Annotated in this window: 21 protein-coding genes, 1 tRNA gene and 5 pseudogenes; 7 read left to right on the plus strand and 20 right to left on the minus strand. The window is 69.3% G+C overall.

Annotated elements, in window-relative coordinates; genetic code table 11:
- Positions 1-337: 337 nt before the first annotated feature.
- The 4 genes and pseudogenes from ACXAHD_RS07355 to ACXAHD_RS07370 form a co-directional block, all read right to left on the minus strand.
- Positions 338-4,318 (minus strand): glycoside hydrolase family 9 protein, encoded by a 3,981-nt coding sequence (locus tag ACXAHD_RS07355; protein ID WP_281552770.1) that lies wholly within the window; start codon positions 4,316-4,318, stop codon positions 338-340.
- Between the two features lie 555 nt (positions 4,319-4,873).
- Positions 4,874-5,631: pseudogene (locus ACXAHD_RS07360) on the minus strand (IS5 family transposase).
- A gap of 98 nt (positions 5,632-5,729) precedes the next feature.
- Positions 5,730-6,003 (minus strand): annotated as a pseudogene (locus tag ACXAHD_RS07365) (transposase family protein); the annotation flags it as partial.
- Between the two features lie 247 nt (positions 6,004-6,250).
- Positions 6,251-6,706, minus strand: a complete 456-nt coding sequence (locus ACXAHD_RS07370; protein ID WP_281552768.1) for a GatB/YqeY domain-containing protein — start codon at positions 6,704-6,706, stop codon at positions 6,251-6,253.
- Positions 6,707-6,731: 25 nt separating this feature from the next.
- Between ACXAHD_RS07370 and ACXAHD_RS07375 the strand changes: the two genes are divergently transcribed.
- Positions 6,732-7,625, plus strand: a complete 894-nt coding sequence (locus ACXAHD_RS07375) for a metallophosphoesterase (protein ID WP_281552767.1) — start codon at positions 6,732-6,734, stop codon at positions 7,623-7,625.
- Between the two features lie 143 nt (positions 7,626-7,768).
- Positions 7,769-7,845, plus strand: a tRNA-Pro gene (locus tag ACXAHD_RS07380).
- An 87-nt stretch (positions 7,846-7,932) separates the two neighbouring features.
- Here ACXAHD_RS07380 and ACXAHD_RS07385 read toward each other — a convergent pair.
- Genes ACXAHD_RS07385 through ACXAHD_RS07405 form a run of 5 tightly spaced genes read right to left on the minus strand, consistent with a single transcriptional unit; the run spans position 7,933 to position 9,097 of the window.
- Positions 7,933-8,130 (minus strand): hypothetical protein, encoded by a 198-nt coding sequence (locus ACXAHD_RS07385; protein ID WP_475049348.1) that lies wholly within the window; start codon positions 8,128-8,130, stop codon positions 7,933-7,935.
- Positions 8,130-8,345 carry a flavin reductase gene (locus ACXAHD_RS07390; RefSeq protein WP_281552766.1) on the minus strand — a complete coding sequence of 72 codons (216 nt, stop codon included), beginning with the start codon at positions 8,343-8,345 and terminating at the stop codon, positions 8,130-8,132. The genes ACXAHD_RS07385 and ACXAHD_RS07390 overlap by 1 nt, the downstream gene beginning before the upstream one ends.
- Positions 8,342-8,545 carry a hypothetical protein gene (locus ACXAHD_RS07395; RefSeq protein WP_281552765.1) on the minus strand — a complete coding sequence of 68 codons (204 nt, stop codon included), beginning with the start codon at positions 8,543-8,545 and terminating at the stop codon, positions 8,342-8,344. The genes ACXAHD_RS07390 and ACXAHD_RS07395 overlap by 4 nt, the downstream gene beginning before the upstream one ends.
- A complete protein-coding gene (locus ACXAHD_RS07400) occupies positions 8,538-8,780 on the minus strand; it encodes a hypothetical protein (protein ID WP_281552764.1) in 243 nt (80 codons plus the stop codon). The genes ACXAHD_RS07395 and ACXAHD_RS07400 overlap by 8 nt, the downstream gene beginning before the upstream one ends.
- On the minus strand, positions 8,777-9,097 hold the full coding sequence (locus ACXAHD_RS07405; protein WP_281552763.1) for a DivIVA domain-containing protein: 321 nt from the start codon (positions 9,095-9,097) through the stop codon (positions 8,777-8,779). Before ACXAHD_RS07405 ends, ACXAHD_RS07400 begins: the two co-directional genes overlap by 4 nt.
- A gap of 266 nt (positions 9,098-9,363) precedes the next feature.
- Between ACXAHD_RS07405 and ACXAHD_RS07410 the strand changes: the two genes are divergently transcribed.
- The gene (locus ACXAHD_RS07410) at positions 9,364-10,770 is read left to right on the plus strand and encodes an NsdA family TPR-like regulatory protein (RefSeq protein ID WP_281552762.1); all 1,407 of its coding nucleotides are present in this window, start codon (positions 9,364-9,366) and stop codon (positions 10,768-10,770) included.
- 65 nt (positions 10,771-10,835) lie between these two features.
- Here the strand turns inward: ACXAHD_RS07410 and ACXAHD_RS07415 are convergent, their stop codons facing one another.
- The 3 genes from ACXAHD_RS07415 to ACXAHD_RS07425 all read right to left on the minus strand — a co-directional run bounded on the left by ACXAHD_RS07415 (position 10,836) and on the right by ACXAHD_RS07425 (position 14,270).
- Positions 10,836-11,729, minus strand: a complete 894-nt coding sequence (locus ACXAHD_RS07415) for a DUF3800 domain-containing protein (RefSeq protein WP_281552761.1) — start codon at positions 11,727-11,729, stop codon at positions 10,836-10,838.
- A 189-nt stretch (positions 11,730-11,918) separates the two neighbouring features.
- Positions 11,919-12,998 carry an aspartate-semialdehyde dehydrogenase gene (locus tag ACXAHD_RS07420; protein WP_281552760.1) on the minus strand — a complete coding sequence of 360 codons (1,080 nt, stop codon included), beginning with the start codon at positions 12,996-12,998 and terminating at the stop codon, positions 11,919-11,921.
- Positions 12,999-13,004: 6 nt separating this feature from the next.
- Entirely contained in the window at positions 13,005-14,270 is a 1,266-nt protein-coding gene (locus tag ACXAHD_RS07425; protein WP_281552759.1) for an aspartate kinase, read from the minus strand.
- A gap of 275 nt (positions 14,271-14,545) precedes the next feature.
- On the opposite strand from ACXAHD_RS07425, the gene ACXAHD_RS07430 reads away from it, so the two are divergent.
- From ACXAHD_RS07430 to ACXAHD_RS07445, 4 genes and pseudogenes are all read left to right on the plus strand, one after another.
- Positions 14,546-15,388, plus strand: coding sequence for a hypothetical protein (locus ACXAHD_RS07430; RefSeq protein WP_475049357.1), 843 nt, complete (start codon positions 14,546-14,548; stop codon positions 15,386-15,388).
- Positions 15,389-15,876: 488 nt separating this feature from the next.
- A pseudogene (leuA, locus tag ACXAHD_RS07435) lies at positions 15,877-17,562 on the plus strand (2-isopropylmalate synthase); the annotation flags it as partial.
- A 91-nt stretch (positions 17,563-17,653) separates the two neighbouring features.
- Complete coding sequence (locus tag ACXAHD_RS07440; protein WP_475049359.1) at positions 17,654-18,364, plus strand: HNH endonuclease family protein; 711 nt, start codon at positions 17,654-17,656, stop codon at positions 18,362-18,364.
- Between the two features lie 98 nt (positions 18,365-18,462).
- Positions 18,463-18,705, plus strand: a pseudogene (locus ACXAHD_RS07445) (hypothetical protein); the annotation flags it as partial.
- Positions 18,706-18,753: 48 nt separating this feature from the next.
- On the opposite strand, the gene ACXAHD_RS07450 reads toward ACXAHD_RS07445, so the two are convergent.
- The 8 genes and pseudogenes from ACXAHD_RS07450 to ACXAHD_RS07485 all read right to left on the minus strand — a co-directional run.
- Positions 18,754-19,845 (minus strand): ABC transporter ATP-binding protein, encoded by a 1,092-nt coding sequence (locus tag ACXAHD_RS07450; RefSeq protein WP_281567161.1) that lies wholly within the window; start codon positions 19,843-19,845, stop codon positions 18,754-18,756.
- Complete coding sequence (locus ACXAHD_RS07455) at positions 19,838-20,839, minus strand: ABC transporter ATP-binding protein (protein ID WP_281552756.1); 1,002 nt, start codon at positions 20,837-20,839, stop codon at positions 19,838-19,840. Before ACXAHD_RS07455 ends, ACXAHD_RS07450 begins: the two co-directional genes overlap by 8 nt.
- Before the next feature lie 3 nt (positions 20,840-20,842).
- The gene (locus ACXAHD_RS07460) at positions 20,843-21,814 is read right to left on the minus strand and encodes an ABC transporter permease (RefSeq protein WP_475049363.1); all 972 of its coding nucleotides are present in this window, start codon (positions 21,812-21,814) and stop codon (positions 20,843-20,845) included.
- Positions 21,815-21,887: 73 nt separating this feature from the next.
- A complete protein-coding gene (locus tag ACXAHD_RS07465; RefSeq protein WP_278172097.1) occupies positions 21,888-22,892 on the minus strand; it encodes an ABC transporter permease in 1,005 nt (334 codons plus the stop codon).
- A 138-nt stretch (positions 22,893-23,030) separates the two neighbouring features.
- Positions 23,031-24,692: an ABC transporter substrate-binding protein gene (locus tag ACXAHD_RS07470; protein ID WP_281567162.1), complete on the minus strand. Its 1,662-nt coding sequence runs from the start codon at positions 24,690-24,692 to the stop codon at positions 23,031-23,033.
- A gap of 238 nt (positions 24,693-24,930) precedes the next feature.
- Complete coding sequence (gene recR / locus ACXAHD_RS07475; protein WP_123603876.1) at positions 24,931-25,524, minus strand: recombination mediator RecR; 594 nt, start codon at positions 25,522-25,524, stop codon at positions 24,931-24,933.
- 10 nt (positions 25,525-25,534) lie between these two features.
- On the minus strand, positions 25,535-25,843 hold the full coding sequence (locus tag ACXAHD_RS07480; RefSeq protein WP_281555792.1) for a YbaB/EbfC family nucleoid-associated protein: 309 nt from the start codon (positions 25,841-25,843) through the stop codon (positions 25,535-25,537).
- A 138-nt stretch (positions 25,844-25,981) separates the two neighbouring features.
- Positions 25,982-26,577: pseudogene (locus tag ACXAHD_RS07485) on the minus strand (DNA polymerase III subunit gamma and tau); the annotation flags it as partial.

Raw genomic sequence — 26,577 nt, forward strand, 5'->3', positions numbered from 1 at the left:
CTCTGGTGTGCCCCGGTGATCTGGTGGCGCTGCGGCAGTGCGACCACGTGGACGGCAAGCGCCCGGTCCGGCTCCGAGTCCAGGAGGTCTGGCCCTCCCCGCAGTGGCGTTCGTGGATGCTGCTTCACGGCCGGGGAATCAACGCTGAGGAGCCTGACCGCGACGGCAAGACGGTCAAGGTCCAGGCTGTACAAGGACGAGCTCAACCGGCCGGGCGCGGTCCTCAGCAGGGGCCGTCGGACCCGGCTGAACGGCCGGCCCGCCCGGATCTCTCCCGGGCGGGCCGGCCGGCTTTCAGCGACAGATCAGCGACGAATCACCGATGGGTGACGGTGGCTCACCGGCGCGGTGCCTCGTCGGCGGCGAAGGCGCTGACCCACGCCAGCGCCGAGTTCCAGTTGATGGTGATCTCGTTTGTCGACCAGGCCTCCAGGTTGTCCACGTAGCACAACTGGGGGGCGCAGCCGTGCAGCCAGGACGCCGACAGCGGGTCCTGCAGGCTGGAGTTCGGCCCGCCGGACACCGAGCCGACCGGCGGATTCGGCAGCGTCGAGTCGAACGACCTCGCGTACCAGCGGCTGTGCTGGTTCTTCGCGTCGTTGGTGCCGTACCCGGTGACGTAGGACTGACCGAGGGCGTTGCGGCCCAACAGGTAGTCGAACGCCTCGAACACCGCGTCGACGTACATCGTGTTGCCGGTCAGGTCGTACGCCGTGGCGATCACCACCTGATTGTTCAGGATCGACGCGTTCGATCCCCAGTCGTACAGACCGCTGGCCGGGGTGTACGTCTGCCCGAACCGTTCGGCCTGCTGGAACGAGATCAGCCGGTTCGCCGCGGTCGTCACCCAATGGCGGATCTGCGCCTGCTCGGACAGTCCGCTGCCGAAGCGGGCCAGGTCCAGCTGGGCGAGAGCGGCGACCTGCCCCCAGTAGAAGCCGTTCTGGTTGAACGCCGCCCCCGCAGTGTGGTACGGGTTGGCCCGCACCGCGTCGAGGTACGTCCCGCTGCCGGTGGTCAGGTACAGCTGCGTCGCCGCCCAGTAGAACTCGTCGGTGACGTCGCTGTCGGCGTACGGGCCACCGCCGGAGCGGTCCGCCCTGGGCGCGTAGAGCGTCGGGTTGGCCAGCGCCGCGGCGTAGGCCCGCTGCGCCGCCGACCGCAGCCGGGAGGCGAAGGCCGCGTCGTACGGGGCGTAGAGCCGCGCCCCCTGGGCGGCGACCGCGGCCAGGTTCAACGTCGCCGCCGTCGACGGCCGGTGCAGCTCGCGCTGCTTCGTGTCCTGGTGCGGCAGCATCGGCGGCCCGGTCCACGACTCGTCGTGGACCTTGTGGTGCACCATCCCGGCCAGTGGCAGCCCGTCCGGTACCTGCATCTTCAGCATGAATTCGAGGTTCCAGCGGGCCTCGTCGAGGATGTCGGGCACGCCGTTGCCGCGCTCCGGGATCGCCAGGGTGGAGTCGCCCAGCGGCCCGGACCGACCCACCGCCACGGCCCGTTCCCACGCCGAGAGCAGCTGGTAGGTGGCGATGCCGCCGTTGACCACGTACTTGCCATGGTCACCCGCGTCGTACCAACCGCCGGTGACGTCCAGCGTGTAGTCACATGTCCAGTTGTCCATGAACGACTGCGGGAACTGGCACGGCACCGCAGTGTCGCCCCCGCCCGGCGAGGACGCCACATGCCCGGCCGGGCGGGCGTACTCCGCCCCGGCAATGCCGCCGTCGATCGCGATGCCGCTCCGGTTCGGGTAGAAGAACCGCATCGAGTCCGTTCGCAGTGACGCGTACAGGTCCGTCCGGATGTCGAACGGGTAGCTGGCCTGGCCACCGACCACCAGCTCGAACCGGCCGGTCGCCGTAACCGAGCTGAAGTCGACCAGGTGGACCGAAGCGCCGGCCGAGCCGTCGAAGCCGGCCGGGACGGTTTGCCCGGTCGCCACGTCGCCGCCGCCGACCCGCCGCAGCGTCCAGGACTGCGGGTTCGCCGCGTCCGTCACCAGCGTCGCCCGTTTCGGCCCCTGCGGCAGGTAGCCGTGCTGGTTGACCTTCACCGCCGGACCCCGCTGCGCCTGGTACACGTAGCTGGCACCGTTGAGCGTCACGTCGTCCATGCAGAACTCGTACGCCTGGTCCGACCCGCCGAGGCGGAACTGTACCTGCGACAGCACGTACTCCTGGCTGAAGCTGGTGTTGAAGGTGTACTCGTAGGTCCGCCACGCCCCGCCGGTGACGGTCGGATACTTGACCAGGTACGTCGTGTGGTTCGGGTTGTCGAACGGAGCGATCTGCACCACCAACGGCACCGTCTCGCTGGTCCGCACCCGGAACCGGAACGTGTAGGAGTTCCCTCGTGGCAGGTAGATGCTGTTGTGCCCGACAAGCACATCCCATGGCTTCTCCGATGCCGGGGCGGTCACGCAGAAGACCCCACCGTCCACCTTCGGCGTCATCCCCGCGTTCACCCACCACGGTTTGAAGCTGCCGGTGAAGTTGCTGTTCTGAATCAGCCGGCCAGTCACCTGCGGACGCGGATCACCACCGCTGTACGCCGGCAGCGTCCCCGGCGGAAGCTGCTCCGGGGAGGTCGGTACGCCTGGCTGGCCCGGCCCCTGTTCGCCTGACCCGTAGCGCGGCAGCCGCCAACCGTCGACGCCGCCCTCGACGCTGTCGAGCAGCAGCAGGTCCGCGACCTGGTCGCCATCGAGGTCGCTGAAGATCGCACCGGAGCCACCAGCCAGCGGCGCACCCATCCGGATGGTGCCCAGTGACCGCCAGCCGGTCGAGCTGGTCCACGGGCTGCCGACGTTCTCCCATGCCTGGACCCCGCCAGTGACGTAGTCGACCAGGAGCAGATCCGCGCGGCCGTCCCCGGTGACGTCGGCGAAGTAGACCTTCCCGCCGCCCTGTCCCTGGCCCGGATGCCCGAAGCCGTCAATCCGGCTCCAATCAGCCGGCCCGGGCAGGCCCCACGCGGTGTTCTCCCAGGCGCTCACGGTGTTGTCCGCAGTGACCGTCAGGTAGTCGCTGTCACCGTCACCGTCGATGTCGAGGAAGAAGCGCCGCTCGGCAGCGGCGAACCCGAGGTTGTCCGCGACCTGGCTGCCCGCCGCCCACCGGATGTCGCTGATCGACGACTCACTGCGCCAGGCTTGGATCATCGGGACACCGGTCGGTGACTGGCTGGCCTCGAGGACCGCGATAAGGTCGGCTCGGTCATCGCCGTCGAGGTCGCCGAAGTGGACCTGGTCGGCGTTGAACTGCTCCAGTATGTCCTCGATCGGTCCGGCGTCACTACGCTGCGCCCAGAGCCGCTGGCCGTCCTCGCCACACCCGACGTTCTGCGACAGTTCGGCGCGTCCGGCCGCCGCGACCAGGATCCGGTCCGACAGGCCGTCGCCGTCGACGTCCGCGTACTGCAGTTTGGTCCTCGATACCGTTTCGCCCGAGCTGTTGTCGTTATCGAGCAGATCGAGGCGCCGCTTGAGGCCGTCCTGCATCCGGCCGAGTTCCTGCCACCCGAGCCCAGTGCCGTTGCCGGAGCTGGGGTCGTAGCCGGGGCACTTGCCGGTCGCGAACGTTCCGATCCCGTGCCGGGCTGCGAGCTCCACTGCCTTGCGCAGGACGTCCGCGGCCTCGGCCGTGAACATGTCGGCTGCGTGGCTGACGAGGCTCTTGAGCGAGTTCCACACCTTGAGGCTGGTCTCCCTCAGGAACTTCCCCAGCGCGGCGTACATGGGCCGGACAGTCGACTCGACCAGCTGAATGGCACCGTGCAGGGTCGCGCCGACGAACGCACCGCCGAGCGCGGTCCCGAGTACGTCCGACCACACGTCGCTATTGATCTCCTTGCCGGCGAAGACAGCCGACAGCAACTCCCGTACACCGCCTGCGATGAATCCCGCGAAGGCTCCGCACAGCACCGCGGCCACCGGCGCCTCTGGCGCGAAGAAGGCAACGCAGGTGCCTTCGACGAGCGCCCAGACACCGAAGAAGATCAACGCCAGCGCGATCTTCTTCAGGACGCCGATCCAACTCCACGCGGCCTCGACCTCCGCCTGCGGGATCACTATCACCAGGTGGTTGGCCATCCGGTGAATCTCGCCGTCGAAGTCGATATCCTCGTCCTGCTCCGCGTAGTACCCGATCCCGAACTCGTCCGCCTTTGCGAGGAGGTACGAGCTCAGGCTGGCTCCCGCGTCGCGCGCCTGGTTGGCGTCGTCAACCTGACGTTGCAGGATCTCGCGGAGCTCAGCCTCGTCGCGGGCGGGGGTGAACTCCAGGATCGCGACGATGTCGTCGTCGCGCTCTGCGAACACGCCGAAACTCCCGATGTCCCGGGCGCAACCAATACGTAGCGTGACCTCACCCGGTCCGGTCGCTCCAGCTTCGAGAGCCGATTCACCGAATTCGCAGCCTGACGCGCTCTGCGCCGCGACGGGTCGTGCGTGGCCGGTCACCACCAGCACGACCACCAGCGCGAGCGCAACGCAATAGGTCCATAGTGGTCGACGTCTGGCTCGCAGCCAAACTAGGGTTTGCATCAACTGCAGCACCCAACTCTTCATCGCCGATGTGGCGAACCTGAACAGGAGACGGGGGTGTGACCCGGACGGGCAGCGGACTGCCGCCGGCGGCGATGTGGAGGTGATCCTACGCATCTGTGATCAACCAGGAAAGCGCAGGTCCCGGCACCAGCCCCAGCCACCGCAATGGATGGACTGAGGCCTGGACTCACGAGATCCGGCCCCGAACAACAGCCCCTACCGCTCGGATCCTGAGTGTTCACCAACAGTCAGCATTCACTAGGGATCCACCTGGACGTGGCCCAGAGAGTGGTGACCATACAGCCCTAGGGCGTGTATCAAAGTCGGTCACAGCCACTCGTTGATCGCCGCGACCTGCACGGTCGCCTCGTACCGGACGGCGAGTTTGTCGTAGCGGGTCGCGACGGCACGGTCCAGGTTGACCACCGGGATGCCGGCCTCGGTTGCGCTTGAGCCGGTTGATCCCGCACTCGACCGCGTGGCGCTGCTGGTAGATCTCGGGGTCGAGTGCGGGATCAACCGGGGCACCCGGATTCGGTCGAGGACCGTCGTGAACTGCGGGCTGTCGCCACGCTGCCCACCGGTCAGCACGATTGACAGCGGTTTCTGTCCCTGTTCACAGCCCAGGTGCAGTTTCGTGGTCCGTCCGCCACGGGAACGCCCCAACGCGTGGTCGTCGGGTTCCGACCCGGTACCGCCGGGCGGTTCGGCCTGCAGATCCCCCTTTTACGCGCTCCGGCGGCGTGCTGGTGCGCGCGGCTGATCGTGGAGTCCACGGACACGTCCCAGACGATCCGTCCCGCCGCGTCGGCCAGGGCCTGCAACGCGGTCAGGATCCTGGCCCAGGTCCCGTCGCGCTGCCACCGGCGGAACAGGGCGTACGCCGCCGCCCAGGAGCCGTAGTGGTCGGGGATGTCCCGCCACGGGGCGCCGGCCCGGGTCCGCCACCGGATCGCGTCGATGAGCTGCCGTTTCGTTGATGCGGGCGGTCGGCCCGGCCGGCGTGCGGTGGGCAGGAGAGGCTCCAGGACTGCCCACTGAGCGTCCGTCAGGTCGTGCCGCCTCGTCACCGCTACGCTGGTCACGAGGTCTCCGTGTCGATGGTTCGTCTTGGTCGATAAGCCATCCACCGGAGACCTCGCTGTTTGCCGGGCAGCGACACACCGGAAGTTCGTCACCCGCCCACCTGCTCGGTGAACGTCCGGCGTCGACATCCACCCTGGTCGCAATGCCAGCGGCGTTTGCGCCACCGTAACCGCGTCGCCCGGCTCGCCACGGGCAGATCCCGGGGCCGGGTCGTCACCCAGTCCTTGACCCGCCGGGCCCGCGCACCGCAGTCCGAGCGGCATCGTACCTGCTCATCGGCGGTAGACAGAGCGACCACCGGGACACCGTCGGGGTCCAACCTGACCCGGTCCACCATCCAGGCCCAGCAGCCGGGTCATATTGTTGACCATGCTCGCAGCTCTCCGCTTGTGAACATCCGATCTAGACACTCAGATGATCACCGAAGGGCTGCGAGCCCTCTACGCCAGGGTCACCGTCAACCGCGAACCCCACTCAACTCAGAAGAGCCGTTGAAGGCCAGGCAAGCAACTGCTCCGATGGAGCTTACGTATTGAGTGGCATTCACTGTATCGGGACTGCGGGAGCTACTCGCAGTCCCGATAGGCTTTCAAGTTCGGCACCTATCGCAGCTTCCGGTCAAAGGCCGAGCTGGCGGCGTACCGCGGCTGCCACCCGGCCTCCCTCGGCCTGGCCGGCCACCGCGGCCTGGGCCGCCTTCATGGCCGGGCCCATCTGCGCCTTGCCGGTGAACCCACCCTCGGCCAGTGCGGTGGCGACGATGCCGGCCAACGCCTCGTCGTCGAGCTGACGCGGCAGGTAGCGGTCCAGCACCTCGCCCTCGGCCCGCTCCTTGGCGGCCTGATCGACCCGGCCGGCGTCGGCGAACGCCGCAGCCGCCTCCCGGCGCTTCTTCGCCTCCTTGGTCAGCACGGCCAACGCCTCCTCGTCGGAGAGCTCCCGCTTGGCCTTGCCGGCGACCTCGGCGTTGCCGATCGCGGCCAGCGCCATCCGCAGGGTGGAGGTGGTCAGCTCGTCCCGGGCCTTCAACGCGGCCCGCATGTCAGCGGTCAGGCGGTCCTTCACGGTGCTCATGAGTGGCCAAACTACCCTGGTCGGCATGCGAAAGCGCACCGTATTCCGGCTCGCCGCCGGCACCGCAGCACTCGGCGCCGCCACCCTGGCGTACGCCTCGCTCATCGAGCGCAACATGTTCACCCTGCGCCGGTTCGACGTGCCGGTGCTCGCGCCGGACGCAGAACCGCTGCGCATCCTGCACCTTTCGGACATGCACATGATGCCCGACCAGCGGCGCAAACAGGCCTGGGTGGCGGCGCTGGCCGGGCTGGACCCGGACCTGGTCGTGGTCACCGGCGACAACCTCGCCCACCCGGACGCCGTACCGGGCGCGCTACGGGCCCTGCAGCCCCTGCTGGACCTACCCGGCGTGTTCGTCTTCGGGTCGAACGACTACACCGGCCCGGTGTGGAAGAACCCGCTGAGCTACCTGCTGCCCGAGCGGGACTACCGACCCGGCCCGGACCTGCCGTTCGAGGAGCTGCGCGAGGTGCTGGTCGGCGCCGGCTGGCACGATCTGAACAACCGCCGGGCGTCGTTCAAGGCCGGCGGCCGGCTGATCGACGCGGCCGGTGTGGACGACCCGCACATCGAACGCGACGATTACGCCGCCGTCGCCGGCCCGCCGTCGCCGGAGGCCGACCTGAGTCTCGGCCTCACCCACTCTCCCGAGCCCAGGGTGCTGGACGAGATGGCCGCCGACGGGCTCGACCTGCTGCTCGCCGGGCACACCCACGGCGGGCAGGTCTGCATGCCGTTCGTCGGCGCCCTGGTCACCAACTGCGACCTGCCCCGGTCGATGGCCAAGGGCCTGCACCGGTGGCCGGGCACCGACTCGTGGCTGCACGTCTCGGCCGGGCTGGGCACCCACCCGACCGCGCCGGTCCGGTTCGCCTGCCCGCCGGAGGCCACCTTGCTGACGTTGATCGCCCGCTGATCCAACGCTGACCGAACGTCGACGCAGGTCAGCCTGCGTCAGCCGGCGGCCCAGTGACGCGCCGCCCGTGGGCCGGCGGCGGCGCACCGGGGATACCGGATTTGCCCTGCCGAGCCGGTGGGCTAGTATTGCCCAGCGGACCTCGGGGTGTGGCGCAGTTTGGTAGCGCGCTTCGTTCGGGACGAAGAGGTCGTCGGTTCAAATCCGGCCACCCCGACCAGGTCAAGGGCCATGTCGATCACATCGATATGGCCCTTCGCATGTCCAACTGCGTGTCTGAGCGCCCTGGCTGGTGCAGTCCAGTTTCTCACCTTGCGGCGGATCGCCGGATGAGGCGGTAGCGGGGCGGGGGTGGGTCCGGACGCCCGCGATGCTCGTGTTGGTGTTCACGCACCTGGTTCTCCCAGATCTCCTGGTCGTAGTCGGGGTCGGGCGGGATCCAGCGGTGTGAGCCGTCGTCGTAGTGCATCGGTTCGTCGCCGGGGCGCAAAATCGACATCGACATCACAGCCAGCCGAGAAAACGCCAGTAGAGGTCGCAGCCGTGCCCGGCCGGCAGGTCGGTCATCGCCTCGACCATGTTGGTGGCGAGGTAGACCGACAGGGAGACGCGGGCGTCGGCGTACTCGATCGTGAGTTGTCGCCGGCTGTCGAGGCACGGCCAGGCATGCCCGCAGCCGGCGCAGACCCAGCTCGGGCGGACGGGGACGTGCATGCTCATCCGGCGTTCTCCGGCTGGTCGACGGCGGCGACGTGCACACCGAGGTCGCGCAGCCGGGTGAGCGCGACCTCGGTGCGCCAGCAGCGGCCAGCGGCGGTGAGCGGGTCGCCGCAGGCGCAGCCGTCGGCGCGCGGCGCGTGCCGGTCGACCAGCTCCGTCAGGTGATCGATCTCGACCTGGCGGGGGACGGGGTCAGCCATCGGCCGGCGCGGTGCGGTCGCTGACCAGGTCGCTGCCGGCCGGGTCGGGGTCGACGTCACCCCATACCCGGGTACGCAGCAACGGGCGGTCGGTGGCCGACAGCGTGGTGCCGGCGAAGTCGACGACGTCGAGGTGGGCCAGCGAGTCCCGCAGCGCGGCGGCGAACCGGGCGGCGGCCTCGATGTCAGTGAGCCGGGTCGGCAGGTGGATGGTCCAGCGCGGTTCGTCGCTCACCAGTGGCCTCCGTTGCCGGTCTGCCGCTGATGCTCCGACTGGTAGACGCCGGCGGGCGGGTCGTTGAAGCGGCAGCCGACGTGGCGTTGCCGCCACTGCCGCAGCCCTTCGCGCAGCCGGTCGGCCTCGGCCCGGTCGACGGCGGCCTGCCGGGTGAGCCGGTCCAGCACATCGGCGACCTGCCGCAGGTACGCGTACACCGCCGCCGGGTCCAGCCCACGCCACCGCGTCTCGAACTGCACCGCCCTGACCTGCCACGGCTCCACGAGTACGCCCTGCCGAGGCACCACCCGCCCCCGCCTGCTCCGCTGCTCCATGACTTCTCCTCGCGAACTCGACACCAAACGCTCAGCCAACAGCCAGGGGAGGCCACGCTGATCGACAACTCGCATCTATGGATGAGCCGATTAGTAGTTCGAATCGCGAAGCACAATCGTTCGCCATCCAATGATCATCGCCGCGCTCTACTCCGGTGCGGCAGGACCTGTTTGTAGTAAACGGATTGTCGGCGTCCTCCGGTAGCCTGTGAGGACACTGGACGCGTTGAACGCGTTGAACGCCGGTCCGACCAGGGAGGCTGCGGATGACACGGCAGCAGAGGAAACGCAACGAGCAACTGCGGGAGATGATCAAGGCGTGCCGGTGGTCATACGATGCCTGTGCCGCAGCAGTTCGAGTCATCGCCCGCGAGCACAACGACGACCTGCGATCCTGCGATCGGTCACACGTCGGCCACTGGGTCGCAGGGGTACGGCCAAGTGGTCGAACCCCTCGCTACCTCGCCGAAGCGGTCAGCCGTCGACTCGGTCATCTCGTCTCACCGACCGACCTTGGCTTCGACGTGGACGGTAGCCTGGAAGCCGACCTAGGCGGACTCGACTGGTGGGTGGACGACTGCGCCACCAACCTCGTAACGATCGGGAGGGCCGACTTGGAGCGACGAGCTTTCGCGCTCAAAGCCTTGTACTCGCTGGCTGCGCTCGCGGTTCCTTTCGAGTCCTGGCAGGAGGTCGCAGACCGAGGGCGACGCGCACAAGGCGGTGGGGTCGCGGTAGGCCGCAGCGAGATTGACGCCGTGCGAGACATGCTGGCGGTGTTCAGTCGAGCTGACGAGCGGTTCGGCGGCGGCCACGCCCGTCTTGCGGTCATTCAATACCTTTCGTCAGATGTCGCTGACTATCTGCGCGGCAGGTTCTCGTCCGACTCGGGACGCAGGGCAATGTTCAGCCTGGCTGCGGAGATGACCTACCTTGCCGGATGGAAAGCATTTGATTCGTCCCTGCACGGCCTAGCTCAGCGGTACTACGTCCAATCACTGCGGCTCGCGAATGAAGCCGACGACCGCGCACTTGCAGCGTTCACTCTGCGTGCGATGGCTCATCAGGCTGTTGATCTCGGTCACGGGCAACAGGCGCTCAACCTCGCGGAATCCGCTCTCGGCTGGTCGAAGGGAAGCTCCACCCCGGCCGCCACTGCTCTTTTCGCAATCCTCGTGGCGCGGGGTCACGCGGCAACAGGTGACCGTACACGCACCTCAACGGCGATCTCTGCTGCCGAGAAGCGCCTTGCGGAATCTGCACCGGACGAGGAGCCGCCGTGGATTCGGACCAGCGGTTTCACGGAAACCTCGCTTGCTAGTCAAGCTGGACAGGCCCTGCGGGATCTGGGAGATATGTCGGGCGCCGAGATGCAGCTCCGCCGGTCGATTGCGACTCGAAACTCAGATGTCTACCGCCGTATTCACACGCTGACGTTAGCCAACCTGGGCGACGTGCAGTGCGCGCAGGGCCGTCTCGGCGAGGCAGCCGCGAACTGGAACATGGCCATGGACGCGATGACTGGCGTCAAGTCGGGCCGGGCGCGTGCCGCCGTGAAGAACATGCGAGCGCGTCTGGGTGGCGTTGGCCAGCGCCTACCCTCATTCGCTAAACAACTTGATCAGCGCGGTGCCGCTCTTCTTCGTGATGGGAGTATCCCTTCGGGGACCTGACCAGATGCACGATCTTTTGGATCAAGCAGTACCGCCCGACCCGCCACCGTCCGTATGCGCCCCCGTCAAGGTGTGGCGGGCAGAGCCGCAGCCTGCTCCACAGGAGTGCGGGTAGACGGCACAGGGGAGGCAGGACGAAACAGACGTGATCCGGACTGGTGAGCTATTCGATCACTCACCACTAAGCCACCGCGCCACTTGCCCGTCTCGTCTCTGTATCGGTACTGGAGTTGACCCAGACGTGTCCCGAATGAGGAGCGCACCTGGTTGTACCGGGAAGAAGAATGAACATATCCGGGTCGGGAAGTACAGTAGGCTGCCGCAGCCATGGGGAAGACGAAAGTTGAGGCTAGAAGATCCGCGATCTGCAGGCCCGCGTGGTTGTCGCTGGCCGCAAACAGGGGCACTTCCCGGAGATTCGCGTACGGGTCGCCGCCAGTGCGCCACTTCTGAGTAAAGATGGAGTGCGCCACCCGCAGATTGGTCTGGTGACTACGGCCGTCAGCGATCAGCACCCCCACTTCGTCCTCTTGCTGCATGTATTGACCGAAATGACGGGCAATATCCTGCACCGCGTAACAGTAGCTGGATTCAGCGTCCATGCCGGCGGTCGGCTCCTTGATCCAGACGCGACCAACAACCCGGCAATGGTGCGCCTCGACCAGATCCAGAAGTTCGGTCCGGAATCTATCCGCTTGCCGACGCTTGTTACGAGAATCACTGCGGGTCATTTGCAGAATCTCACTACCCTTCACCTCGACCAGAATGTGGTCAAGTGCGCGACTGGAACTGAAACGACCGGGGAAGTGCCGTCGCTTGAGATCCAGGAAGTCTCGAGTCAGAGCCGGGACGGTAGCCGCATCGAGGATCATGCCGAGTAGCACCATTACAGGCGTGGCGGAAGGGCTACTGTTGGGAGGCTCACAGCCGCCCGACTCATCGAGGTAGCAGAGGTGCAAGATTCTCCCTCAAACGCTAAGGCCGCCCGAAGGCGGCCTTAGGATGTGGTGTTCGGGTTTCCCCTAGGCACCGTTAGAAGAGTTCTGTATCAAGTAGAGCACACTTCGGCTGGCTGCTGCAACCTCAACACTGCGTTCAGTCACAGCTGAGACCAGCGCGGCAGCGTCTGCCGCACGTCAGCGCGTCGGTCACCGACTGGCGGACAGATCCCGGGCGATCAGTTCGGCGATCTGGATGGTGTTCAGCGCCGAACCCTTGCGCAGGTTGTCGCCGGTGACGAAGAAGTCGATGGCCCGAGGGTCGTCCATCGACCGACGGATCCGGCCGACCCAGGACGGCTCGGTGCCGACCGCGTCGATCGGCATCGGGAACTCGGCGTTCGCCGGGTCGTCGACCACGATCACCCCGGGCGCGTTGCGCAGCACCTCGCGGGCACCGTCCGCGGTGACCTCACTGCCGAAGACCGCGTGTACGGCGACCGAATGTCCGGTCACCACCGGCACCCGCACACAGGTGGACGAGACCTTCAGATCCGGCAGGCCGAGGATCTTGCGGGACTCGTCGCGGAGTTTCAGCTCCTCGGTGGACCAGCCGGCGTCGGCGAGCTCGCCGGTGAACGGCACCACGTTGAGCGCCAGCGGGGCCGGGAACGGGCCGAGGTCGTCCCCCACCGCCTGACGTACGTCGCCGGGCCGGGAGCCGAGCGTACGGTCGCTGGCCGCCCTGGTCAGCTGGCTGTGCAGCAGGTCCACACCGAACCGCCCGGCGCCGGAGACCGACTGGTAGCTGGCCAGCACCAGCTCGCGCAGGCCGTACTCGCGGTGCAGCGGGGCGATCGCGACGATCATGGCCAGGACGGTGCAGTTGGCGTTGGAGACGATCCGGCGCGGCCGGCGACGTACCTGCTCGGCGTTGATCTCCGGCACGACCAGCGGTACGCCGGGATCCATCCGGAACGCACCCGAGTTGTCGACCACGGTCGCGCCGCGCCCGGTGGCGACCGGTGTCCACTGCCGGGACACGTCGTCCGGCACGTCCACCATGACGACATCGACCCCGTCGAAGGCTTCCGGGCTGACCTGGTGCACCGGCAGGTCCTCGCCCCGGCAACGCACCAGCCGCCCGGCGGAGCGGGGTGAGGCCAGCAGCCGGATCTCACCCCAGACATTGGCCCGTGAGGTGAGCAGTTCGCACATGACGGCACCGACGGCTCCGGTCGCACCGAGCACCGCGAGGGTGGGCAGCTGGCGTGCCCTGGCGTCAGGCACCGGGGTTCACCGGCCGGTGCCTGCGTAGACCACCGCCTCCTCCGTACCGCCGAGGTCAAAGGCGGCGTGCACCGCGCGTACCGCCGCATCCAGGTCGGTGTCCCGGCAGACGACCGAGACCCGGATCTCCGAGGTGGAGATCATCTCGATGTTGACGCCGGCCTCGGCGAGTGCGGCGAAGAAGTTGGCGGCCACGCCCGGGTGGGAACGCATCCCGGCGCCGATCAGCGACACCTTGCCAACGTGGTCGTCGTAGAGCAGGCCCTTGAAGGCGATCCGCTCCTGTTCCTTGCCCAGCGCCGCCATCGCGGTCGGGCCGTCGGCCTTCGGCAGGGTGAAGGAGACGTCGGTGCGGCCGGTGCCCTCGGTCGACACGTTCTGCACGATCATATCGATGTTGGTCTCCGCGTTGGCCACCGTCTCGAAGATGCGGGCGGCGGCACCCGGCTCGTCGGGAACGCCGACGATGGTGATCTTCGCCTCGCTCCGGTCGTGGGCGACTCCGGTGATGAGTGCTTGCTCCACGGAAAGATCCTCCATCGATCCGGTCACCATGGTGCCGGTGTTGGTTGAGTACGACGAGCGGACGTGGATCGGCAGACCGGCCCGGCGGGCGTACTCGACGCTGCGCAGGTGCAGCACCTTCGCTCCGCAGGCGGCCAGCTCCAGCATCTCCTCGTAGGTGATCTGCTTGATGTGCCGGGCGTTCGGCACGATCCGGGGGTCGGCGGTGAACACCCCGTCGACGTCGGTGTAGATCTCACAGACGTCGGCCTGCAGCGCGGCGGCGAGCGCCACCGCCGTGGTGTCCGAACCGCCGCGGCCCAGCGTGGTGATGTCCTTGGTGTCCTGGGACACGCCCTGGAAACCAGCCACGATCGCCACCGCGCCCTCGTCCAGGGCGCCCTGCAGCCGCCCCGGGGTGACGTCGATGATCCGGGCCCGGCCGTGCACCGAGGTGGTCAGCACACCGGCCTGCGAGCCGGTGTAGGACCGCGCCTCGTAGCCCAGGTTGTGGATGGCCATGGCGAGCAACGCCATCGAGATCCGCTCGCCGGAGGTGAGCAGCATGTCCAGCTCCCGGCCGGGCGGCAGCGGGCTGATCTGCCCGGCGAGGTCGAGCAGTTCGTCGGTGGTGTCGCCCATCGCGGACACGACCACCACGACGTCGTCGCCGGACTTGCGGGCCGCGACGATCCGCTCGGCGACCCGTTTGATGCGCTCGGCGTCGGCGACCGAGGACCCGCCGTACTTCTGCACCACCAGTGCCACGGCGGTCCACTCCCCTCCAGCTGCTGCCAACCTGCCCGCATCAGGGTACCGGCGTCCGGAGCCCGTGCAGACAGCCGTTCCCACGATCCGGCCGGGCGCGGTCACCGCCCGTGTCCGTCCGGGGCGGCCGGTCGTCCGGGCGGCCCGGTCCGCGACACGCCGACGCCCCGCCGTCGGGCCAAAAGGCCCCAGCTCGTCAGCGGGCCGGCGACGGAAATCAGCGTGTCCGTGGGCCGCCGGGCCGATAAACCCGACCGGGTACGCAGAATGGGCGGATGCATTCCCGGGGTCCCGTAGCGTCACGAAACTCGCCTGCCGCGCTGGCCTGCGTGGCGTTCGTCACGTTGTCCCTGCTGGGCTGCGATTCGACCGATCCGGTGACGTCGCCGCAGGGCACGCCGACCGGCGAGCAGTCGCCGTCGGCACCGGGGAGCGCTGCGCCGGCGGAGCCACGGGCGCAGCTGGCGGCGGCGGCCGCTGCCGCCAGCGACCTGCGGATGACGGCGTTCTACACGTTGCAGACCCCGGGCCGGCCGGACCGGACGGTGGCGGTGACCCTGGCCGAGGACGGCGGGTGGCGGGTGGACATTCCGGGCGGAGCCCCGGGTGGCGCGGGCGGTACGAGCGGCACGGGTGGTACGGGCGACGTCGCGATGGCGCAGAACGCCGACGGCCTGTTCCGGTGTGCGCTGCCGTCGGCCGCCAACCCGGTGACGCCGTACTGTGTCCGGCTGGGCGACCCGGACGCCGCGGTCGAGCCGGCGCTCGACCCCCGGCTGCACCACCTGTTCGCCGGCTGGCGTGCGGTGCTGGCCGACCGGCGGGCCCCGCTGGCGGTGTCGGTGACCGAGCCGCTCGACGGCGTCGACGGCACCTGTTTCTCCGTGGAGTCCACCACGACGTCGCTGCAGCCGCCGCTGGACGTCGGCATCTACTGCTACCGCCCGGACGGCATCCTCACCGGCGTGCGCTTGGAGCTCGGGACGCTGCTGCTGGCGGGCCAGCCGGGCACCGCCCCGCCGTCGATCACGCTGCCGGGTCCGGTGACCGCCGGCGTGCCGCCGAACGGTGCCGGTACCCCGCCGGTGAGCAGCGGATCCACGGCCGGCACCGGCTGACATCCACAGCTGGGCTTTGCCAACCCGCGATGATCACGTAGGGTGAGAGCTGTCATGTGGCAGGCGCTTCTCCTTCGCTGCCGCGACGAGGCCCCCGAGGCCGGCACCTCGTCGCGGAGTTGACTCGCGCCGCCTTGACCCCATCCGCGCCCACGCTGTCCAGCCGCTCCGGCACCACTCGCCGCACCTGTGCGGGCGCGCCGCCCAGCTGACCGGCCCGGCCGGCGCCCTTCCCGTACCGACGCGCAGACCGCGACCAACTGGTCGCCGGGACCTGCGGGCCGCCCCGGACCGGGTGCCGGCGACGGTCGGCGGACGCGACAGCGCGGGACCTTCCCAGACCAGGAGATCGCACCATGGCACAGCCAACCGCCGGCCCAGCACGCCAGTCCGTCCACGTCCAGCCCACCAACGACCCGATCCCCACCGGCCAGCCCGCTGCTGGCCCCGTCACCACTGATCCGATCGCCCGACAGCAGCCGAGCCGGATGGCGTACCGGCGCTATCAGCCCTACCACCAGCAGTTCGCCATCGACGTACCCGACCGGCAGTGGCCCACCCGCCGCATCGTGCAGCCGCCCCGGTGGTGCGCCGTCGACCTGCGCGACGGCAACCAGGCGCTGATCGACCCGATGTCACCGGACCGCAAACGCCGGATGTTCCAGCTGCTGGTGCAGATGGGCTACAAGGAAATCGAGGTCGGCTTCCCGGCGGCCAGCCAGACCGATTTCGAGTTCGTCCGGCAGCTGATCGAGCAGGACCTGATCCCCGACGACGTCACGATCCAGGTGCTGACCCAGTGCCGGGAGCATCTGATCGACCGGACCTTCGAGTCGCTGCGCGGCGCGAAGCGGGCCATCGTGCACTTCTACAACTCGACGTCGGTGCTGCAGCGGCGGGTGGTCTTCGGCCTGGACAAGGCCGGGATCACCGACATCGCCACCACCGGGGCGCGGCTGTGCCAGAAGTACGCCGAGATCCACACCCCGGACACGGACATCTTCTACGAGTACTCCCCCGAGTCGTACACCGGCACCGAGCTGGACTACGCGGTGGAGGTGTGCAGTGCGGTCATCGACGTGATCGCGCCGACCCCGGACCGGCCGCTGATCATCAACCTGCCGGCGACTGTCGAGATGGCCACCCCCAACGTGTACGCCGACTCGATCGAGTGGATGCACCGGCGGCTGCCGCGGCGGGAGAGCGTCGTGCTGTCGCTGCACCCGCACAACGACCGGGGCACCGCGGTGGCCGCCGCCGAGCTGGGTCTGCTGGCCGGCGCGGACCGGATCGAAGGCTGCCTGTTCGGCAACGGGGAACGCACCGGCAACGTCGACCTGGTGACTCTGGGGCTGAACCTGTTCAGCCAGGGTGTCGACCCGCAGATCGACTTCAGCCAGATCGACGAGATCAAGCGGGCCGTCGAGTACTGCAACCAGCTGCCGGTGCACGAGCGGCACCCGTACGCCGGGGACCTGGTCTACACCGCGTTCTCCGGCTCCCACCAGGATGCCATCAAGAAGGGTTTCGACGCGCTGGCGGTCGACGCCGACGCGGCCGGTGTCCAGGTCGACGACCACTCGTGGGGGGTGCCGTACCTGCCGATCGACCCGCGTGACGTGGGGCGCACCTACGAGGCGGTGATCCGGGTCAACTCGCAGTCCGGCAAGGGCGGGGTGGCGTACGTGATGCGCCAGGAACACAACCTGGACCTGCCCCGGCGGCTGCAGATCGAGTTCTCCGGCGTGGTGCAGGCGGTCACCGACGACTCCGGCGGCGAGATCGAGCCGCAGCGGATGTGGGAGATCTTCGCCGACGAGTACCTCGGAGGTCAGCGGACCGAACCGGCGGTGACCCTGGAGTCGTACGCGACGAGCACCGTCGACGGCAAGGTGGAGGCGGCCTCGGTGGTCGTGGTGGACGGCGTCCGACACACCCTGGACTCGGCGGGCAACGGCCCGATCGACGCGTACGTCAACGCGCTGCAGGCGGTGAACGTCGGCGTGCGGGTGCTGGACTACCACGAGCACGCGCTCTCCGCCGGTGGCGACGCGCAGGCGGCGGCGTACGTGGAGTGCGAGGTCGGCGACCGTACGGTCTGGGGCGTCGGGCTGGACTCGAACATCGTGATCGCCTCGGTGCGGGCGGTGACCAGCGCGGTGAACCGCAGCCGGCGGCACCGAGCCAAGATCCACTATGGTTCCGGCGAAACGCCGGGACGGCGGGTGCCTGGCGCTGACCGCCGGGCACCCGCAAGCTAAGCAGGTGCGAACCCCTTTTCGACAGCGTCCCTGGACCATCCGATTCGACCCGCGCCGGGCGGCGGTCGCGGTAGCCGCCGCCCTGGCGCTCGTCGCGACCGCCGGCTGCGAGTCCGTCGACATCACCCTCGGCTCCCCCACCGCCGCGCCGCCCGACGGGTCGGCGGACGGCTCCGGCGACGGCTCCGCTGATCAGGCGTCCGCGCTGCTCGACCAGCTGACCGTGGCGTCCGCCGGCTCAATGCGGGGCTACAGCCGGGACCACTTTCCGCACTGGAGCTCCGCCGGCAGCAACTGCGATGTCCGGGACACCGTGCTGGAACGCGACGGCACGGCGATCGAACTGGACGGCTGCAACGTGGTCGGCGGGCAGTGGCTCAGCGCGTTCGACGGCGAGTCCTTCACCGACCCCGGCGACCTCGACATCGACCACATCGTCCCGCTGGCCAACGCCTGGCGCTCCGGTGCCGACGAGTGGGACGACGACCAGCGCCGCGAGTTCGCCAACGACCTGGACCGCCCGCAGCTGATCGCGGTTTCCGCGTCGACCAACCGGGCAAAGGGTGACCAGGACCCGTCGCAGTGGAAGCCGCCGAACCGGGACTACTGGTGCCAGTACGCCCAGGACTGGATCACCGTCAAGCACTACTGGGAGCTGTCGGTCACGGAGCCGGAGAAGGCGGCGCTGGCCGACATGCTGGCGACCTGTCCGTGACCGCGACCGGTCCCCGGACAACGACCGGTCGGTGACGGCGGTACGGGCTGCCGACGACGAGACGACAGGAGCTGACCATGGGCGAGCCGGTGGAGTCGAGCCGCACCCGGGACATCGTCGCCGGGCCGGGCGGGGTGATGACCGACGAGGTCGGTGTGATCACCGGCGAGTTGACGCTGCGCACCGAGTTCGCCGCCGGCCAGGTCACCCTCCGCGTGCAGTACAAGGATGCCGCGGAGTGGTACGTGGTGACCGGCGGCCGGGCCGACCTGGCCGACCCGGCCGGCCTGGACGCCGTACACGCCATCGCGGTCGGCCTGCTGCACCGCCCGGACGGTTGAACCTGCGGTCGACCCGGACGGCAGCGGCTCGCGCGAGGGCCCGGACAGCTACGGCAGCGGTTCGTGCGGGGCGGAGACGGTGGCCGGCGCGGAGACGGCACCGGCGGGGGCGACTGCTTCCGGACTCGTCCGGTGTGGGCGCAGCGACCCGGCGGCGATCTGCTCGGCCCAGTGGCAGGCCACCCGGGACGGGCCAATCTCGCGCAGCACCGGCCGCTCGTCGGCGCAGCGGGTCGGCTGCGCCCACGGGCACCGGGTGTGGAACCGGCAGCCGGCCGGCGGGTTCGCCGGCGACGGCAGGTCCCCGGCCAGCAGGATCCGCTCCCGGCGGTCCTCCACCTCCGGGTCCGGCACCGGCACGGCGGACAGCAACGCCCGGGTGTACGGGTGCAGCGGCTCGCGGTAGAGCTGGTCCCCGGGTGCCTCCTCGACCAGCGCGCCGAGGTACATGACCCCGATGGTGTCCGAGATGTGGCGGACCACCGCCAGGTCGTGGGCGATCACCAGGTAGGTGAGGCCGCGTTCGATCTGCAGCTCGTCCAGCAGGTTGATCACCTGGGCCTGGATCGACACGTCCAGGGCGGAGACCGGTTCGTCGGCGACGATCAGCTCCGGGCCGAGGACCAGCGCCCGGGCGATGCCGATCCGTTGCCGTTGGCCGCCGGAGAACTCGTGCGGGTAGCGGGACAGCGCCCAGCGGGGCAGGCCGACCGCGTCGAGCGCTTCGCCGACGATCCGCCGGCGCTCGGTGCGGTCGGCACCGATGTCGTGCGCCTGCAGTCCTTCGACCAGGATCGACTCGACGTTCTGCCGCGGGTCCAGGCTGGACATCGGGTCCTGGAAGATCATCTGGAAGCGGCGGCGCATGGTGCGGAGTTTGGCCGCCGGCAGCCGGTTCAACGTCACCCCGTCGAAGACCACTTCGCCGCCGGTCGGCGGGGTCAGCTGCAGGATGGCCCGGCCGAGCGTCGACTTGCCGCAGCCCGACTCGCCCACCAGGCCGTACGTCTCGCCCCGGGCGATCCGCAGGTCCACCCCGTCGACCGCCCGGACGTGCCCGACGACCCGATCCAGCAGGACGCCCCGGGTGATCGGAAAGTGCACCTTGAGGTCGCGGACCTCGACCAGTGGCTCATTCACCGGCGGCCTCCCCCGTGTCGTCGGTCTCGGGCGGATTGACACAGCGGAACGCGTGCCCGTCCGGCTCCCGGCGCAGCTGCGGCGCGGTGCCGAGGCAGGCGTCCACCTGGCGGGCGCAGCGCGGCGCAAAGGCGCAGCCGTCCGGCCAGGGCAGCAGGTCCCGGACCGAGCCGGGGATGGGCCGCAGCCGCCGGCCGTGGCCCGCGTCGAGCCGGGGAATCGAGCCGAGCAGACCCACCGTGTACGGGTGGCGCGGTGCCGCGAACAGGGGCCGGCGGCGGGCCGTCTCGACCACCCGGCCGCCGTACAGCACGTTGATCGTGTCGCACATGCCGGCCACCACCCCCAGATCGTGGGTGATCATCACCAGTGCGGTGCCGGACTCGCGGACCAGGTCCTTGAGCAGTTCCAGGATCTGCGCCTGGATCGTCACGTCCAGCGCGGTCGTCGGCTCGTCGGCGATCAGCAACCGGGGTTGGCAGGCGACCGCCATCGCGATCAGCGCCCGCTGCCGCATCCCGCCGGAGAGCTGGTGCGGGTACTCCTTCAACCGGCGGGTGGGGTCCGGGATGCCGACCCGGTCCAGCAGGTGCTCGGCTTCGAGCCGGGCGGCCTCGCCGCGCATTCCCCGGTGCCGGACCAGCACCTCGGTGACCTGCACCCCGATCGGCACCACCGGGTTCAGTGAGGAGAGCGGATCCTGGAAGATCATCGCCACGTCGCGGCCCCGTACGTCCCGCATCGCCCGGGGATCGAGCTGCAGCAGGTCGGTGCCGTCGAACGCGGCCTTGCCCTGGACCCGCACGCCCTTGCCGGCCGGCAGCAACCCCATGATCGCCAGCGAGGTGACGCTCTTGCCGCAGCCGGACTCGCCGACCAGCCCGGTCACCTCACCGGCGTCGACCGAGAAGGACACCCCGTCGACGGCGTGCACGGTCCGCTGCCCCCGCCGGGCGAAGGTGACCGCCAGTTCATCCACGTCGAGCAGCGCCATGGCTCACTTCCGCAGTTTCGGGTCGAGGGCTTCGCGCATCGCCTCGCCCAGCAGGGTGAAGCCCAACGCGGTGATGATGATGCCCAGCGCGGGCAGGATCGCCAGCCGGGGCGCGGCGTCCAGGTAGCGCTGCGCGTCGGCCAGCATCACCCCCCATTCCGGGATCGACGCGTCCGGGTTGCCCAGCCCCAGGAACGACAGCGCGGCCACCTCGATGATCGCGGTGGCCAGGGTGAGCGTGGACTGCACGATCACCGGGGCGAGCGAGTTCGGCAGGATGTGCGTCAGCGCCACCTTGCTTCGCCGTACCCCCAGGGAGGTGGCGGCGAGGACGTAGTCGCTGTTCGACTGGGCGAGCATCGAGCCGCGCAGCAGCCGGGCGAAGATCGGCACCGAGACCATCCCGACCGCGATCATGACGGTGGTCAGGCTGGCCCCGAGCAGCGCCGCGATGCTGATCGCCAGCAGCAGGCTGGGCAGCGCCAGCAGCATGTCGACGATCCGCATCAGTACGGTGTCCACCCAGCGGCCCCACCGTCCGCCGAGGCCGGCGGCGGCACCGGCCAGCCCACCGATCAGCGTGCCGACGGTCAGCCCGATCAGGGTGGCGACGACGCCGACCAGCAGGGTCTGCCGGGCACCGACGATCATCCGGCTGAACTCGTCGCGGCCGAGATGGTCCACGCCGAACCAGTTCTCCGCACGCGGGCCCGGGTAGAAGGCCTGCGCCTCGCGGATCTCGTCCTTCCACAGCTGCGCCGCCGGGTCGTACGGCACCAGGAACGGGCCGACCAGGGCGACCAGCAGGAAGACGCCGAGGATGACGGTGCCGACGATCGCCGCCGGGTTGCGGCGCAGCCGGCGGAACGCCTCCTGCCAGAGGCTGACCCCGCGTTCGTCGTCGTGCGCGGCGGACAGCTCGGCGAGCCGGTCGAGCTTCGCCTTCTTCCGTCCCGGGCTCAGGATGTCACTCATCGGGCCGCCTCCGTCCGCGGCTGCGGGCCACGCTCGCCGCAGTCCTGTTCACCCGTACCGGCCAGCCGCCCGCTCACCGGACCCGCACCCTCGGGTCGATGAAGGTGTAGGAGATGTCCACCAGCAGGTTCACCAGTACGTAGACCAACGCGATGATCAGGATGAAACCCTGCAGTACGGGGTAGTCCCGCTGACTGATGGCGTCGGCGACGAAGGCGCCGATGCCGCCGAAGGCGAACACGGTCTCGGTGAGCACCGCACCGGAGAGCAGCCCACCGGTGAGCAGGCCGATGCTGGTGGCCACCGGCAGCATCGCGTTGCGCAGCACGTGCCGGCGGCGGATCACCCGGCCGGTCAGGCCCTTGGCCTGGGCGGTACGGACGAAGTCCTCGCCGAGCACCTCCAGCACGCTGGCCCGGGTGATCCGGACGATGATCGCCAGCGGAATGCTGGCCAGCGCCAACCCTGGCAGCACCAGGTGCCACAGCGCGTTGAGCGAGGCGTCCCACTCCCGGGTCAGCAGTCCGTCCAGGACGAAGAAGTTTGTCACCCGGGTGGCGTCGATGCGGGGGTCCTGCCGGCCACTGGACGGGAACCAGCCGAGGTTCACCGCGAAGATCGCCTTCAGCACGTACGCGAGGAAGAAGACCGGGACGCAGATGCCGATCAGCGAGCCGACCACCGATCCGTGGTCGAGCAGGGTGCCGCGGCGGCGGGCGGCCAGGTAGCCGAGCGGAATGCCGACGCCGATCGCGATCAGCATGGCGGCGGCGGTCAGCTCCACGGTGCCCGGGAAGCGTTGCAGGAACTCGGTGGTGACCTCACGTTTGGTGGAGATCGAGGTGCCGAGGTCGAACTGCAGCAGCCGCTTCATGAACCGGCCGTACTGGATCAGGATCGGCTCGTCGAGCCCGAGGTTGCGGCGGATCGCCGCGCGCATCTCCGGGGTGCCGCGTTCACCGAGGATCGCGGACTCCGGGCCGCCGGGCAGTCGGTGCAGCCAGATGAACAGCAGCAGGGAGAGACCGAACAGCGTGGGTACGAGTTGGAGCAGTCGTCGGACGATGAAGCGGAACACGGTGCCTCGGCAGGGGGTGTGGAGGGTCGCGTGGGCGGGCGCCGCCGCCACCCGGACTGGTGGCCCGGGTGGCGGCTGACGCCCGCCCTCGTTCCGTTCGCTAGTTCACTCGTGGATCTCGCTGGTCCACTCGTGGATTCAGGACTTGAACTCGGCGGTGGCGAACCGCTCGTCGGTGAGCGGGCTGGCCTGCACCCCGATCACGTCCTCGGCGAAGACGATCGCCGGCGGGGAGTGCGAGACCGGCACACCCGGCAGGAACTCCATGATGTCGGCGTTGATGCCCTGGTACAGCTCGTAGCGGGCCTCGATGTCGGCGGTGCCGTCGGCCTCGGCGAACTTGGCGAACAGGTCCGGGTTGTCGTAGCCCCATTCGTCCTTCGGCCGGTCGAAGAACGTACCGATGAAGTTGTAGGCGTCGCCGTAGTCACCGGTCCAGCCGAGCAGGTGCAGGTCGTGCGCGTTGCCGGAGGTGGTGGCGTTGAGGTAGTCCGGCGACCACTTCAGCGGGATCGGTTCGACGGTGATCCCGGCCTCCCGCAGGTCGGCGGCGAGCAGCTCGAAGATGTCCTTCGGGTTCGGCATGTACGGCCGGGTGACCTCGGTCGGGTAGTGGAACCGCAGCGCCAGGTCCGAGTGGCCGGCCTCGGCCAGCAGCTCCTTGGCCTTCGCCACGTCGTAGTCGTAGGTGGTGACGTCGGAGTTCCAGCCCTCGACGGTCGGCGGGACGAACTGGGTGGCGACCTCGGCCCCCGGCGGCATCTTCGAGTCGACCAGCGCCTGACGGTTCAGCGCGTGGGCGATCGCCTGCCGGACCCGGATGTCGGCCAGTGCCGGGTTGCCCTGCTGGTTCATCGCCAGGTAGAGGACGTTGAACGCCGGGCGGGTGAGCACGTTGAAGCCGTCGTCCTTGAGCGGCTGCACGTCGGCCGGGCCGACCAGGTCGTAGCCCTGGATGCCGCCGTTGCGCAGCTCCTGCTTGCGGGCGTTCTCGTCGGAGATGGTCCGGAAGATCAGCGTCTTGACCTTCGCCTTCTCACCGGCGTAGTCCTCGTTGCGGACCAGGGTGAGGGTCTTGTTGGCGATGTCCCAGCTGTCGAACTTGAACGGCCCGGTGCCGGTGGGGTGCTCCAACGCGTACGCCGGGTAGGAGATGTCGTCGGCGCTGCCGGTCACGTCGCTGGCGTTGTGCTCCTCCAGCGCGGCCGGCGAGTGGATGGAGAACGACGGCAGCATCAGGGCCGCCGGGATCTTGCTGGAGACCCGGGTGAAGGCCAGGTCGACGGTGGTGTCGTCGACCACGGTGCACGACTCGAACAGGCTCTCCGGCAGGTCTTCGCTCTCGTTGTTGGCGAAGCCGCCCATCACGTCCTGCCAGTAGGCGGTGACGTCGGGGCTCTGCATCAGGCCGGTCGCGTTGTACCAGCGGTCGAAGTTGACACAGACCGCCTCGGCGTTGAAGTCGGTGCCGTCGTGGAACTTGACGCCGGACTTCAGCTTGAACGTCCAAACGGTACCGGACTCGTCCGGGGTCCAGCTCTCGGCCAGACCGGGTGTGATCGCCGTACCGCCCTCTTCGGGACGGACCAGGGTCTCGAACATCTGCCGGGCCACCCGCAGCGATTCGCCGTCGCTGGCGAAGCTGGGGTCGAGGACCTTCGGGTCGCCGGCTACGCCGAAGACCAGGGTGGCATCGCTGGAGTCGCCGGAGTCGTCACGCTCGCTCTCGGCGCAGCCGGCTAGGGCCAGCGCCGCGACCGCGACGGCCGCGATGGCGGCCTTCGGCCTGGGTGCACGCATGGGTGCTTCACCTCGTCCTTTGGGTACGGACAACGTAGTGACGGGGGTCACCGATGGCGAGACCTTAGCCGGCGTTCGGCGCGACCGGAAACCAGCCGGAACGCGGTTGGTACCGGATCGTGTCTTAACTGTCCCGTCAACGACGATCGAACCCTACAGCGCCGATGATAGGCCAGATATGTCCGAGATTGAGCTATACCAAGTTGTTACATGTTTCGTGTGTTTCGCCGGCCCGGTGTCAGACCGAACGCCGGCCTTCGAACGCCCGGCCCAGGGTGATCTCGTCGGCGTACTCCAGGTCGCCGCCGACCGGCAGACCACTGGCCAACCGGGACACCGCGATCCCCATCGGCTTCACCATCAGCGCCAGATAGGTCGCGGTCGCCTCACCCTCGGTGTTCGGGTCGGTGGCCAGGATCAGCTCCTTGACCGTCCCCGAACCCAACCGCAGCATCAGCTCCCGGATCCGCAGGTTGTCCGGGCCGACCCCCTCCAACGGATTGATCGCCCCACCGAGCACGTGGTAGCGCCCCCGGAACTCACCGGTGCGCTCGATCGCCACGACGTCCTTCGGCTCCTCGACCACACACAGCACGTCGTCACTGCGCCGCTGGTCGCGGCAGATCCGGCAGTGCTCGGTCTCGGCCACGTTGAAACACACCGTGCAGAACTTGACCAGATCCTTGACCCGGCGCAGCGCGGTGGCCAGCCGGGTGACGTCCGCCGGGTCGGCGGAGAGAATGTGGAACGCGATCCGCTGGGCGCTCTTCGGCCCCACGCCGGGCAGCCGGCCCAGCTCGTCGATCAGGTCCTGGATAGCGCCTTCGTACATCTGCGGCGGCTCAGAACCCGGGTAGTCCGAGACCGCCGAGGCCGCCCGTGACCGGGCCCATCTTCTCCTCGGTCAGCTTGCGGACCTCGTCGTTGCCGTTGCGGACCGCGGCCAGCACCAGATCCTCCAGCGTCTCCACGTCCGCCGGGTCCACCGCACTGGGGTCGATCTTGATTGACCGGATCTCGCCGACGCCGGAAAGGGTCGCCGTGACCAGCCCTCCGCCGGCCACACCGGTGACCTCCGCCTCAGCCAGCTCAGCCTGGGCGGTCGCCATCTGCTGCTGCATCTTCTGCGCCTGCTTCAGCATCTGCTGCATGTTGGGCTGTCCACCGGGGCGCACGGCACCGCTCCTTCGATCAGTGTGGCCGGACCGTGGCCAGCCTAGTCCGTCCCGCCGGATCCGCAGCGCCCGGCACGGAAGCCGCACACCTGGTCGCCACGAATCGGCCTCAAGTCACCGCGAATCGATCTCGCCGATCTTCTCCGCACCGAGCGCCTGGCGCAGCAACTGCATCGCCTGTTCCTCGCTGCTCTGCCGGGCGGTCTGCTCGTCCACCACTTCGTCCAGCGGCTCGTCGCCCGGGTCGAAGCCCTCATAGACGGGGCCGCGCGGCGGACCGGACGCGGCACCGGGCCGGACCGGACCGTCGTAGTCCGGGTCGTACGGCGGCTCCTCGGCGGACGACCCGTCGGCCCAGGCACCGCCCCCCGCCGACGACGCTCCCCGACCGGCCGCGGCGCTCGCCGGCCGACCGACCGACCGCGACGCCGGGCCGTTCTGCCGCGCCGGGCCGTTCTGTTGCGTCGGTGCCGACCGTTGTTCCGACCCAGGGCCGGTGGACGCGCCCCCACCGCCCGGCCGGGCACCGTCAGCGGCCTGCCGGGTGCCACCCGGCGGTGGGCCACTACCGGACGGGCCGTCGTTCACCGGCGGGGCGTCGCCGCCGCCCGGTCGGGCCGGTTCGGGCCAGTCGGAGTCGTCACCGCCGCCGGCCGGCTGGCGACCACCCAGGCGACTTGCACCCTGTTTCTTGTACACATCTCCACACC

The organism is Micromonospora sp. ABR4_055 (assembly GCF_056160425.1).